This window comes from Ensifer sp. YR511, from assembly GCF_900103045.1.
GTDB classification, from domain to species: domain Bacteria; phylum Pseudomonadota; class Alphaproteobacteria; order Rhizobiales; family Rhizobiaceae; genus Ensifer; species Ensifer adhaerens.
In genome coordinates, this window is sequence record NZ_FNGR01000017.1 from 2418 (window position 1) to 15153 (window position 12736).

The 12736-nt window shown below is 58.0% G+C and carries 11 protein-coding genes and 1 pseudogene; 4 read left to right on the plus strand and 8 right to left on the minus strand.

What is annotated here, in order from left to right; genetic code table 11:
- The first annotated feature begins 561 nt into the window (after nucleotides 1-561).
- Nucleotides 562-2367 carry a hypothetical protein gene (locus tag BLU15_RS24520; protein WP_090298758.1) on the plus strand — a complete coding sequence of 602 codons (1806 nt, stop codon included), beginning with the start codon at nucleotides 562-564 and terminating at the stop codon, nucleotides 2365-2367.
- A 466-nt stretch (nucleotides 2368-2833) separates the two neighbouring features.
- Here BLU15_RS24520 and BLU15_RS24525 read toward each other — a convergent pair whose 3' ends face one another.
- The 8 genes from BLU15_RS24525 to BLU15_RS24560 all read right to left on the minus strand — a co-directional run bounded on the left by BLU15_RS24525 (nucleotide 2834) and on the right by BLU15_RS24560 (nucleotide 11088).
- Complete coding sequence (locus BLU15_RS24525; protein ID WP_090298761.1) at nucleotides 2834-4486, minus strand: Na/Pi cotransporter family protein; 1653 nt, start codon at nucleotides 4484-4486, stop codon at nucleotides 2834-2836.
- A gap of 42 nt (nucleotides 4487-4528) precedes the next feature.
- Nucleotides 4529-5299 carry an inositol monophosphatase family protein gene (locus BLU15_RS24530; protein ID WP_090298763.1) on the minus strand — a complete coding sequence of 257 codons (771 nt, stop codon included), beginning with the start codon at nucleotides 5297-5299 and terminating at the stop codon, nucleotides 4529-4531.
- A gap of 9 nt (nucleotides 5300-5308) precedes the next feature.
- Entirely contained in the window at nucleotides 5309-6091 is a 783-nt protein-coding gene (locus tag BLU15_RS24535) for a metallophosphoesterase (RefSeq protein ID WP_090298765.1), read from the minus strand.
- A 31-nt stretch (nucleotides 6092-6122) separates the two neighbouring features.
- A complete protein-coding gene (locus BLU15_RS24540; RefSeq protein ID WP_090298768.1) occupies nucleotides 6123-6944 on the minus strand; it encodes a carbohydrate ABC transporter permease in 822 nt (273 codons plus the stop codon).
- Nucleotides 6941-7816, minus strand: a complete 876-nt coding sequence (locus BLU15_RS24545; protein WP_090298769.1) for a carbohydrate ABC transporter permease — start codon at nucleotides 7814-7816, stop codon at nucleotides 6941-6943. The genes BLU15_RS24540 and BLU15_RS24545 overlap by 4 nt, the downstream gene beginning before the upstream one ends.
- 79 nt (nucleotides 7817-7895) lie before the next feature.
- Complete coding sequence (locus tag BLU15_RS24550) at nucleotides 7896-9194, minus strand: ABC transporter substrate-binding protein (protein ID WP_090298772.1); 1299 nt, start codon at nucleotides 9192-9194, stop codon at nucleotides 7896-7898.
- A gap of 20 nt (nucleotides 9195-9214) precedes the next feature.
- Complete coding sequence (locus BLU15_RS24555; protein WP_090298774.1) at nucleotides 9215-10273, minus strand: ABC transporter ATP-binding protein; 1059 nt, start codon at nucleotides 10271-10273, stop codon at nucleotides 9215-9217.
- A 20-nt stretch (nucleotides 10274-10293) separates the two neighbouring features.
- Entirely contained in the window at nucleotides 10294-11088 is a 795-nt protein-coding gene (locus BLU15_RS24560; RefSeq protein ID WP_090298777.1) for a DeoR/GlpR family DNA-binding transcription regulator, read from the minus strand.
- A gap of 134 nt (nucleotides 11089-11222) precedes the next feature.
- Between BLU15_RS24560 and BLU15_RS40890 the strand changes: the two genes are divergently transcribed.
- The 3 genes and pseudogenes from BLU15_RS40890 (at nucleotide 11223) to BLU15_RS39865 (ending at nucleotide 12735) form a co-directional block, all read left to right on the plus strand.
- Nucleotides 11223-11459: a hypothetical protein gene (locus tag BLU15_RS40890; protein ID WP_210187459.1), complete on the plus strand. Its 237-nt coding sequence runs from the start codon at nucleotides 11223-11225 to the stop codon at nucleotides 11457-11459.
- A gap of 22 nt (nucleotides 11460-11481) precedes the next feature.
- Nucleotides 11482-11628 (plus strand): annotated as a pseudogene (locus BLU15_RS40895) (transposase); the annotation flags it as partial.
- An 819-nt stretch (nucleotides 11629-12447) separates the two neighbouring features.
- Nucleotides 12448-12735, plus strand: a complete 288-nt coding sequence (locus tag BLU15_RS39865; RefSeq protein ID WP_210187460.1) for a hypothetical protein — start codon at nucleotides 12448-12450, stop codon at nucleotides 12733-12735.
- Nucleotide 12736 lies beyond the last annotated feature (1 nt).

The following is a 12736-nucleotide window of genomic DNA, read 5'->3' on the forward strand; positions in this document are numbered from 1 at the left end:
GGGACCATGAAGGATCTCCGTGCGACAGACGGTGCAGATGCGTTGCATTTATAGCGACATGATTGAAAGAGCTCGGGCCGCGTCAGCTTTTGTCTGCGAATACGAGGTGGGCAGTGCATGCGTCGATCAGCGCTAAGTTGAAGAGGTTTCGGCGTCATCTCCGCTGAACAAGGGACCATGCAGTATCCCAGTGCGACAGACGGTGCATATTCGTCCAGATGCGTTATCTTGGTGACGCCATGATTGGCAGGCGCCTCGTCAGCTTTCATCTGCGAATACGAGTAGAGCCGATCCTTGTGTGATGAAATGTGCCGGTTTCCGCAGAGAAGCATTGCGTTTTGGCAATGTGGATTGTGCAGCATATGCTACACAGTTCTCTTCTCCAAGAAGAGCCGTCGCTCGTAACAATGCCAAGTTTACACGCCTGGTGAGTCCTAGCGGTGTATTTATTGCGGCATCTGTGCCGGTGGAGATGGCAAAATATCACCAACGTTCCATCGTCACCAACGAAACAATTTTTCAACGCCAAACTTTTTCCCAGAAACACCCACCACTCTCATCATGTCCACCCCCGCCGAGTTCGACCCATTCTCCATTAAAAACTTGCGCCCGGGCTTGCAGGAGTGCCTTCGCCTGTTCGTGTCCGCGCTGTACACCAACACGCAAGACGAACTCTCCCGTAAATCAACGGAAGAGTTGCTTGACGCGATCGGCAGACCCACTACGCCCGAGGATCAGAACGCTTTGCTTCTGCTTGCCAACGCCAATGTCCGAGACCTCGAGTCATCCCGCGACGTCCTTTTTGAACGCTACAATTCTACGATTGGCCGAGCTTTCGAAACGATCAAAGCGGTTCAAGAAGCCCTCGGCGCAGAGTTGGACGAGCGCCTGTCAAAAGAGGAGAAAGCCCGCTTCGAGGCACTTTCGCAGAATGCTGTCAACGACCTGTCTCCGCTCGTGAAGGAAGCGTCCCCAAGCGTCAGATGGGGACTTGCTGCGGCCAGCTCCGTGGTTCTAGGAGGGTCGCTCGGCGTCATCCTGAATTCGGCGGAGAACGCGTACAAGATTCGAGCGCCCACTACCAACATCATGTGGGGGCTGGAAATCCTCACGGTTGCTCTCAGTCCAACGAGCGATCCCAAGCAATTCTGGGAAGCTTTCGTCATGCGGTTCGGTGTCTCCGTTGCAACCCAGATCATTGCCTGTATCGAACTCTTCTTCACCGTCGAAGACAAGCCCTGGAAGAGTGCTGCGATCATTCTTCCCAACCTGGTGATCTTGTTCGGGCATGTCATCTACCCCATTGTGAGGGGCTACGTCACGCGAGCCCTCGATCAGCGCCGGGCAAAGATCACGGCCCCAGCAGTCCGCCAGGATGTCGTCGCGTCGGCATTCTTTGAAAGAATTGGCGACGCCCTTACCGCCACTCTTGAGGAGATGGAAGCGAAGGAGAAGATTTTCCACCCCGACAACAAGACGCGTGCCAAGTTCGCTGGCGCGAAGGGAGGTATCGCCAGCTTACGCGACGCCATCAATCTTTACCGCACTCAGACCAGCCAATCGCGTAGCACCGACGGGGCCGCCGACAGGGCGCTCAAGGTGCCGTCCGTCATTTACGCTCATAGCGTCGCTATTCTTCAGGTCATCAGTGCGCTCGGAAATGTAAAGACGCTCGGTGACAATTCGGTTTTCTTCGTTCTCATTCTGTCGCTCACATGGGAGTCATTTTTCAATCCCTCCCATTCTCCCGAATTCATGGCCACGCGGATCATGAGATACAGCGCCGGAATGTTCATTTCCTTCTTTACGGCGGGTATTCCCTTGCTGAAATACGGACGCAACGTTTTCGACGAAAGCCCGAGCCTGACGCGCAACATGGCTATCCTCACGGCCATCCTAAATCTCACGGTTGCGGTGCACTTCATTCCTGCCTTTGGTTTGTTGATCAAGGGGTTCTCGGCACTTACGAAATACGGGCGAGGTGCTGGATCTCAATTGCAAGCAAGCGAGCAGTCGAATCCGTTCAGCGAAACGGTGCGTTTGCTCGTTGACTGCGAGAGCGACGACGACATCTTCGAAATTCGACCCGCCGATGTTGATCCCAAGGGCGCTTGGTTGGAAGTCCTGGCGATGATGGAAGAGCGACGATGTAAAGACAAGAAAACGGAGGTGCAGGAAGGTTTGGAAGGACAACAGGAGGAGAAGCTTTTGAACTTCTTTGACGTGATGGCTATCTACGAAGCGACTGGGGACACGAAGACGGCTACGAAGGATGTGCTTTCCGTTTTCGATGCCTTTTTGGACCCTGCTTGTTCGCTTGACGATGTAGCTCTTTCCTTGAAGAAATTGGGCCTTGAACGATGTTGATAGCAGCGCCGATGGCAGTTTAGTTTTAGTTTAGCTTTAGGAGGAAATGAGAATTGAATTTTGATAACTGAGACACATTCGCATTCTTTGCCGTATCCCGTGAATGACAATAGCGTATTGGCCTTCTGATTCAGCAATCATAAGATTCATGCTTTGGATAAAATGTCACGTGCTCGTCACGTTATTATTCGGTGGCAGGATATATGGTTTGTAAGCTATGTTTGTATGTTTGTATGTTTGTGTGTTTGTGGGTTGATTTATTTGGATGAATGTTGCCGCGTATCGTTGATATGTCGCGAATTCGGCCGCCCCGAAGGAAAGTTGACCCTGCAATGCATCAGGCGCAGGAAGCGATCCACTGAGGTCCGAGCCGCAGGATCGCTGTGTGGGTTGTGTCCAGGCACAGTCTGACCAGTTGGGATCCCCGCGATCGGCCCCACACGGTGCGCCGCTGTAGGTGCGCGGTTCAGTCTATCGTTGCGTTTGTGCGCAGGCGGCTTTCGATGAGCAGGCCACTCTCCTCGAGGATCGGGTGGGCCACCGATACAATATGAGCGTTGATGCGTTTGAGATCGCGCAATATGTCAAGATGCAGCGAGCTCGTCTGAAGGCTTTCTATTCGGCCGTCACGCAATCGCTCCAGGTGGCGGCCGGAGGACTGTTTTTCCATGCGCCTCACCTCGACCTTCACCTCCATGAGCTGGTGGGCGAGATTGAAGTCGCGTGTCACGAAAATCGTCTGGGCAATGCGCAGATTGTCAATTGTCAGGTGAAAAAGCTTCTTTAGTTCGCCGTAACCGTCCTCAGAGAATTTAAGGCCGTGTGATGCCTTCTTAGAGAGTTGCGGAAGGAGACCCTTCTCAATGATGTCGCCGATATGCTCAAGATTGATCACATAGTCTATAATGACGAACGCACGGCGCCCGTTCTCTTCGCTGAGCCCCTGGCTCCCGAGTCTGGAGAGATAGACCTTCACCGCTTGCTGCAGGCTATCGACACGTTTCTCCAAGGCTGGAATCGCTTTGAGTTTAGCAGGTTCATACTGCTCGAAAGATTCGGATGCCCGCACAAGCATGCGCTCGATCAGATCGCCCACGCCGAGCGTTTCGCGCGTTGCGCTCGCAAGTGCGACCACCGGTGTCGAGAATTCGACTGGGTCGAGATATTTGGGCGCATCCTCAACTTGCGCCACATCGGGCACGAGGCGGCTCATCAACCGCGATAGGAGCCGGGAAAAGGGCCAGGCAGCGACGGCGAGTATTAAGTTAAAGGCGAGATGAGCATTTACCGGCAGCCTTTCTGGGGCAAGAGGCAGCACTCCCATGAGCTCAACACCGTACCCTGAAAGCGGAAGAGCTACGGCGCAGCCCGTGGCGCGCACCATCAGATTGCCGAGCGTCACGCGTTTGGCGGATGGCGACGCTGCGAGCGATGCGACTACCGGCGGGATTGCTCCGCCTAAATTGGCCCCGAGTACCAGTGCGACGACGAGGCCCTGGGACAGGTCACCGGTCGGGACAAGCGACGAAATCAAGACGACGGCAGCCAGACTGGAGGACGACAGGAAGGCGATTCCTCCAGATAAGGCGAGCGCTACCGGCCAGGCACTGTCAAGTAGGCCGACGAAAGCGCCTAGTGCAGGCGACTCGCGCATCGGTTCCGTCGCCACGCTCAATAGGTGGAGAGACAGAAGCATGAGGCCGATGCCAACGAGCGCCGTGCCGCCGCCCTGCCGGCCCGAGGACCCGCTGCGATAGAGCACGATACCGATGAGGAGAACGAGAGGAGACAGCCATTCGATGCCGGTGGCGACGATCCAGGCAGTGATGGCTGTCCCCACGTTGGCGCCTAACAGAACGATCTGCGCCATTCGTGGCCTTACTAACTCCCGCTCGACGAAGGAGGCGACCATGAGTGCGGTCGCCGTCGAGCTCTGCAGCGCGATCGTGGCTGCTAAACCGGCCAGAAAGGAGCGTGGGCCGCTTCTGGTGCCGGTCGCAAGGCCAGTCCGGAGCCTCGCCCCGAAGGCCCGTGAGACACCGTCCTTCACCTGCGCAAGTCCAAACAGTAGCAGGGCGACTGCACCAAAGAGGTTTATGATGACGATGATCGAAGCCAATTCGGTATCCTCAACCTGGCGACGGACACGGGGAGATGCAAATCAGTCAAGACGTTTGGCGACGCTCAAGATGTCCGCGTTTCCGCAGACGAAGTCGAGCTTCTGCGCAAGACCGGTGGTCCGCCAGTCAATCGTCGTCAAGATGCCCATTTGCTCTAGGCCCGGCAGCATTCCTAGAATGTCCCAGCACGGGATCCCACGGCCGACATAGCCGTCGACGGCCCCCGTCGCGATATCGATCAGAGAGATCACGGACGAGCCGGTTACGCGGTAAGCAACGTTCAAGTCATTGACGATGCCCGCCAGGAGCTTCAGCCCCTCCTGTTTCGGGATGTTGGGGTGAATGCCGACGCCGATGGCAGCGGATTTCCCATCGAATGGTCGCAGGGCCGGGAGTCTTTCGCCATTCATCAAAGCGGCATTACCGCGACCGCCGCAGAAGAGCTCGCAGCGCGCAGGTGCATTGACCGCGCCGAACACCGGGCCGTCCTTTTCGAAGAGGCCGATGGAAATACCCCAGTCCTTGCTGCCGCGTACGAAGTTGAATGTTCCGTCGATTGGGTCGATGACCCAGGTGCGGCCCGAGGTGCCGGTGACCGTGCTCCCTTCCTCCCCAAAAACGCCGTCGTCTGGAAAGGCACGCGTCAATTCACTGCAGATGAAGCCCTCAACTTCACGGTCGGCCACGGTAACAAGATCGAGCGGTCCCTTGGACTCCACGTCTATCGTCGAGATCGTGCGAAAATGCTGCAAGGCGATTTGCCCGGCCTCCACTGCAATAGAATTTACCCGAGCATACTGATCGTTCAACATATCTTTCCTTCAATCAAGGGCTACGAAACGCGTGTGAACAGTGAAACCGCCGGTCTCATCGATTCGGTAGACGTAGTAGGCATAGGGTTCGCTCACCCGGCCAGGCCCATGCTCCGACGCGGCGAGATCCAGCGCGATCTGGAAGGCTGGGCTGCCAGCGACGGCGCAATAGGCGCCGTTCCAGATCGCTTGGAACGGTCGGTGGATATGGCCGGCCAGGATGATAAGCGGCGACTGATAAGCCCGTATCATCTCCGCCATTTCCTCGCGCCCACCGGTCAGCGCGCTGCGGTCAAGCGCATCGATGCCCGTGGGAAAGGGTGGATGATGCAGTAGAAGAAGTATCGGCGCGAGCGCTGGCGAGGCCAGCTTTCCGGCAAGCCAATGGAGGCTTTCGGGTGCAAGCGCCCCCTCGCTGCGGCCCTCGATCAGTGTGTCGAGGGCCAGGATTCGAAGGAAGCCTAGATGGTTCTCGTAGTTCAGGAAGTGCCCGTCCTCGAAGGGGATATCGCCGCCGAAGGCCGAACGCAACGTCGCGCGCCTGTCGTGATTTCCCGGCACTACGAAAACCGGAATCTTCAGGGGGGAGAGCACGTCCCGAAGTAGGTCGTAATCCTCGGTGGAACCGCCATCTGTGAGATCGCCGGTGAAGGCCACCGCGTCGAAGCCGGGCGAGAATTGCGCCATGTCCTCGACCACACGCCGCGCCGCGCGCGCAGCATCCGGCCTCACGAGCGGCGTTTCTGCCCTGTCGTGAAAGACATGGAAATCCGAGATGTGGGCGATCAGCATGGGGCGGAAACCTTTCGGACAAGCCGAGACGTTAGCGGATGCCAGCGCGCATGAAACTCTGGACAAACTGCCGCTGGAAAATGATGAAGGCGATGAGCAATGGTGCGACCGAGAGCAGCGTCGCCGCCGTCACTCTGCTCCAGTCCACGCCCTGCTCGACCGTGGCAAAAACCTGGAGGCCGACTGTTACGGGACGTGTTTCCACTGAGTTGGTCACCACGAGCGGCCAGAGGAAATTGTTCCAATGGTAGCTGACTGTCACCAAACCGAAGGCCACGTAGGTTGGCTTCGCCAGCGGCACGAATACGCGCAGAAGGATCTGCAGGGTGTTTGCTCCTTCGAGACGTGCGGCTTCCTCCAGTTCTTTCGGTACGCTCTTAAAGGTCTGCCGGAACAGGAAAATGCCGAAGGCCGAAGCCAGATAGGGCATTCCCATGCCCAGAATTGTGTCGCGCAGCCCGAGGGCGGCGAGCGTGCGGTAATTCTCGACGAGCAGGATCTCCGGCATGATCATCAACTGAATGAGCACGAGCATGAAGAGCACTTCCGAGCCGCGGAAGGGGAAGCAGACGAAGGCGTAGGCCGCCATTGTGCACACGACTAACTGACACGTCAGAATGAGCGTCACGAGCAGGAAGGTATTGAGGAAATAGCGAGGAAAAGGTGCAGCTGCGAGCACTTCGCGAAAATTGTCCAGTGTCAGCGGCGAGAAAAGGTCGAACGTCGCACCGTGCGAGGACGGATGGAAGGCCGCCCAGAATGCATAAAGAAGTGGCGACACCCAAAGGAGCGCCAGGAACCAGGCCCCGATCGTCACAGCGGCCGTCGATTTTGCAGTGGTCGCGTTGTTCATCGATAGTGAACCTTCTTGTCGAGATAGCCGAACTGGAAAAGCGCAATGACTGCGAGAACGACGAGCAGGAACACGGTCAACGCGGCTGCATAGCTCGTGTCCCAGTACTGGAAGCCAACCTCGTAGAGATAAAACAGCAGGAGGGTGGTAGCGTTGTCTGGACCGCCCTTCGTCAACGCGATGACATGGTCGACCAGACGGAAGGCGCCAATCAACGCATTGACCATGACGAAAAGCGTCGTGGGCATGATGAGAGGCACCGTGACGCGACGGAAAACCTGGATTGCCGTGGCTCCTTCCAGACGCGCCGCCTCGATGAGAGTCGGCGATATTTGCTGCAATGCGGCCAGATAGAAAATCATGAAGAAGCCAGCTTCCTTCCAGATCGTGATGACAATCAGCGCCCAGAGCGCGGTGTCCGGCGTACCGAGGAGATTGTTGTGACCGAGACCGAAGAGGCCAAGAAATTGATCGATCGGACCATGGGACGGGGCGTAGAAGAACAGCCAGATGTTGGCCACGGCGACCATGGGCAGAACCGTGGGCGTGAAATAGGCCATGCGGACGATGCCCTGCCCAACCAGGCGACCGTTTACGAAAAGCGCCATTGCGAGCGCAAGCGCCATGGAAACCGGGATGGTCACCAGCGCATAGACGATGTTGTTCGACAGCGCCTGCCAGAACACCGGATCGTCGATCATGCGCGCATAGTTGTCGACGCCGATGAAGACGGCGGCACGCTTGCCTTTCGTGGTCGAGAAGAAGCTGTGATACAGCGTCGTCAGGATGGGCTGATATGTGAATGTCCACAGAAGCACTGCCGCCGGCAATAGCAGCAGGCTCCCGTAGAGGGCGTTGCGGGAATTTCTCATCTTGGACCTACCGGCTCGATCTACACTCATGCCCCTGCGGCCAGGCGCGGCGGTACATGCCGAGCTTGGCCTCCAGGTCTCAACGATACGCTTTCAGAACCTTGTCGATCTCCGCCTGAGCATCACCCAGTGCCTCTGCTGGCGTCTTGTTGCCAGTGAGCGCCGCCGCCAGAGCATCGTTCAGGATCTTCGTCGTGCGCGCATTCTCATGGGTGGAGAATTCCGGCACAGAGTCCGGTATCTGCTTGAGGGCTACCAACGCCTGTGGTGCTTCCGCCACATAAGTCTTCAGGACCTCAGTTTTCCAGGAGCCGTCTCGGGGCGCGACGTAGCCGGTCTGCACCGCCCAATCGGCCAGGATCTCATCAGACGTCAGGAACTTGATTAGCTTGAATGCCGCAGCCTTCTGCTCGTCTGAGGCTTCTTTGAAAATGTAGAGATTGCCGCCGCCGAGCACGGAAGCCGGGTCTGGATTCCCCGGGAACGGTGCCACGCCGAACTCGAAGGTCGCGTTTTTGCGGAGATTGGTGAGGTTGCCGGTTGTGTGCCAGATCATTGCGACGCGGCCGGCCAGGAAGTCGGCCGGCGCCGTTCCCCACTCGAAGATGCCCGGAGGATGGATACCGTCCTTCGCCGACATGTCGACCCAGAATTGCAGCGCCTCGACGACCTTCGGATCCGTCAAGTCGGTTTCCGTCCCCTCGTCATTGACGAGCCTGGCGCCGTTCTGTGCGGAAAGTGCGCCGAACAACCATTGCGCCGAGCCGACATTGCCCGCGATGCCCACGCCCCAGCGGGTTACCTGGCCGGTGGCATCCTTGGTGGTCACAGCTTTGCCCGCCGCTACCATCTCCTCCCAAGTCGTCGGGAACTTCTCCCCGTCGAGCCCGGCATCCTTGAAGGCCTGTTTGTTGTAGTAGAGGACTGCGGTTGAGCGCTGGAACGGTACGGACCAGAGCTGGCCGTCCGTCTGCGCGCTCTTAAGGTAGGCCGGCATAAAGCCGGCCATCCAGGTCTTGTCCTCCGCGGAGGTCGCGAAGCTGCCGACGGGCTCGATCACATCCTCGTCGATGAGCGTGAAGACGTCCGTCGCCAGCAACACGGCGACGGACGGCGGCGTACCGGCTTTCGCGGCGGTCAGAGCCTTGGTGGTCGTGTCATTGTAATTTCCGGCATATATCGGCGCCACCTCGATGTCCGGATTGGCAGCCATAAACTTTTCGACATAGCCGTCGATGACCTTCGTGACGGGGCCGCCGACCTGGACGGGATAGTAGAAGTCGATCTTGGTCTCGGCTAGGGCCGCAGCAGCGCCAAGGGCTAGGTAGGACAGGCTGACCGCTGTCAGTCTGAGAGCCTTGCATCTGTCGAAAAGCATGTTACTTCCTCCACTTGAAATTATTGTAAGGGGGGTATGTCCTCGCGCCGCCGCCCGCTCGTCTTCTCGAAGAAATGCGTCGCGGCCGGCACCCATCCAAGCTGCACGCCTGCTCCTTCCGCTATACCCGGCCGGCCGGGAACCCGGACTTGAAGAGACTGCTTGCCGATGCGGCAGGTCAGGATCGTATCGGCTCCGAAATATTCGCTTGACTCCACGGTGGCCGGCTCGCCCGCATCCACGAGCCGCACATGCTCTGGCCGAATGCCGAGCCGCAGGTTCTCCGGCGGAGCCGCTGTAACCGGCTGGCTGCCGCCGGCGATGACCGTCCCGCCAGGGCCGGCGGAAAGCTCCAGGATGTTCATCGGCGGCGTGCCGATGAACTGTGCAACGAAGATGGAGGCCGGCGCTTCGTAGAGGTCGGATGGCGCGCCTGACTGCTCGACGCGGCCCTTGTTGAGCAGGATGACCCGATCTGCCATGCTCATCGCTTCCGTCTGGTCATGCGTGACGTAGACCATTGTGATGCCAAGCCGCTTCTGCAGCGCTCGAATCTCATTGCGCATACCAGCCCTCAGCTTTGCGTCCAGATTGGACAATGGCTCGTCCAGGAGGCAGACCGGTGTTTGCGAGATCAGCGCGCGGCCGAGGGCGACGCGCTGCTGCTGGCCACCCGACATTTGGCTCGGACGGCGGTCGAGCAGATGCTCGAGCCCTAAAAGCTCGGTCGTCTGCATCAACCTCTTCTTCTGCTCCGTCTTGGCGACGCCGCGAACAGACAGGCCGAACAGGATGTTCTCGGCCACCGAGAGATGCGGAAACAGCGCATAGGACTGAAAGACCATCGACAGGTTGCGCCTGGACGGGGGCAGACACGTCACGTCGCGGCCAGCGATCGTGATCGTGCCCGACGTTGCCATGTCGAGGCCCGCGATTAACCGCAGCGTTGTCGATTTCCCGCAACCGGAGGGGCCGAGCAGCGCGACGAACTCGGCCTTGTCGGCCTGAAAGCTCACCGCGTCCACTGCGCGAAACCCACCCCAATCCTTGATCAGATTGTTGACTGATATTCCGGCCAAAACTTCCTCCCGTCTGGCGCCTATGCAAAGATGAACTTGGAGCGCAGGTCGCTTCGCAACCCGCGCGTCTGGGCGCGCGTTTCCTCGTTCGTTACGATGTGCGTGACCGCGCGCAGCGACGCGATCACCGACAGCGCGGTGCGCTGGAACTTGGATTGGTCGGCAACCACGATTACCGTACGGGCAACGTCGATCATGGCCTGCTGCACTGCGCCAATCTGCGGACTGCCGGTCGCGATGAGCCCACGGACGAGATCGACGGCGGTGACGCTCAGGATCGTCTTGTCGACGCTGAAGCGTCTGACCGTGTCGACCGCCATAGGGCCGCCGAGCGACCGGTTGATCTCGATATATTCACCGCCGATGAAATGGATGGTGCGGGCACCGCCGGTGACAAGTTGCGACAGGGTATCCGTCCCGTTGGTCACGAAAGTAAGTGACTGTCTCCCCGCTAGATGCTTTGCGACCTGCAGCGACGTCGTTCCGCTGTCGATCATCACCGCGTCGCCCTCGACGATGAGTTCGGCAGCGGCGGCCCCGATGCGGGCCTTCTCCTGCGCGTTCGTGACTTCGCGGACCGAGGTGACGTAGTCACGTGTCGTCTGGTCGATGATTGCGGCTCCGCCGTGCATGCGTTTCAGCAGCCCGCGACCCTCGAGTTCGCTCAGATCGCGCCGGACCGTGGCGATCGACACCCCGAGGGCCTCCTTCAGCTTCTGCGCATCCGCAAAGACCTCTAGCCGTAGATGTTCGAGCAGTCGCGCCTGACGCTGCGCGGCTGATTTATACTGGCTGTCAAGCAGGCTCTCGCTCATCCCGCAGCCTCCCTCTGCAAGTGTGATCGTATGCAAGCTTTTTATGATCTTATGCGATCATGTCAATAGTTTTCTCGGCTGGTTCTTGAAAAAACGCTCGCGCCGTTCATCATAAGGAAAAACGTAAGAGTTTCATGGTTTTGGAAATTCGATTTCGGTCATGTTCGCATATGATCGTTATCGATCATGTAAAGCGATTTTCTCAGCTGTACGGCAGTGCGGCGGATAGTGAGATTGCCCTAGGGGTGCGCTGGATGGGGGAACAGGATATTGCACTGACGGATTGGCTGAAGCCATTCTCGGAAGAGCTTGGACAAGAAGCGGCGGCAAATGTGCCCGGTGTATACTTCGGGTCTGGTCTGACCTGGTGATCGCAAGAGTATCGAGCCGACGCGCATACCTCGCACCAAGCCGAAGATCGCGCTCGACGAGATCGATCGTTTGATCGCAAGAGGCGTGCGGTTTGCCACCGTGCTCGCCGATGCCGGCTATGGTCTGCCGGCCGCTTTTCGCCAGGGTTGTCGTCTTCTCCGCTTGGCGTGTTGAGGTCAAGCACCCTCTGACTATCTGTACCTATGGTATTTGATGTCTTCGCAGTATCGCGCTTCTCTCCGGGCTCGGCCTGTGTGGCCCTCCCATTATGGGACCAGAAGCGCCCAACCGGGTGCCATTCACAGGGTTCCATCCGGGCGCAAATGACCTCGGCCGAAAAGCGAATCGAAGACGCAGCCCTCCAGCAACCTGCTTTCGAGAGAACTGGCTCGGGAAAACTGCAAAGCCGGTATAAGTGGGTTTCTGCCTTTGGAAACCGGAACCAGGAAAGAGCATGACGGCCGCGCCGGAACGACTTTCAAGGCGAAGGGTGGCACTTGCCGTGATGGCTAACAATGCTGGTAAAGCTGTCCCAGCAGTTCGACGTGCACGCCACTCAGTCTAATAGTTGAACGAACTCCGTGAGGGGGCGAGGGGGCTTTTTCGGCGAGGAAGCCAAAGCAGAACCAGCGGCATCCGCTGTCAATGTCAAACGCTGCATGGCCCGGCGACAAACTTCGTTTGCACTGAGATCGGAGGGTTGATGCGGGGAGGGGCAGCGCATCTGCACTTCTAGCGCAGACCATGGCGCAGTTTCGAAGCGGTAGAGTTTGCAACACGCGAATAGATCGAGGGGCCGCACCATCGGCGCCTCGTGGGCCGATCGGCAACATCTGGCAACAGAAATTGAGGAACGATATTACGCCATGCTGGACGAGCAAGCCATGGCCGCATAACTTAGACCAAAATGACTTCCGGCAAACCCGGGCGAGTCACGACATTGCACGGCTAGATAGTAATGCCGAGCTTAATGATAAGGGTGCCCCATTGGAACGAATTCTGCAGGTGGTTGGGTTGCTGATTAGCCTCTTCACTTTGCTCGGGACAGCTGTTGTAGCTTCTAGTGTTCCTCGCGATGCTGTCATGGTTTTTTCAGTGCTGCTTACAACAGGCTTCCCAGTCTTGTTGGGCGGCATCATAGTCGCAGCATTGGGCTCAATGCTAGCGGAAATGAAGAGAACAAGCCGTCAATTAAAACATCACAGCAGCCTGCTTGAGGCGATGTTCAATCAACAAGATACCAGTAGCAAAAAGCTGCGAACCTTCGACAATTGAA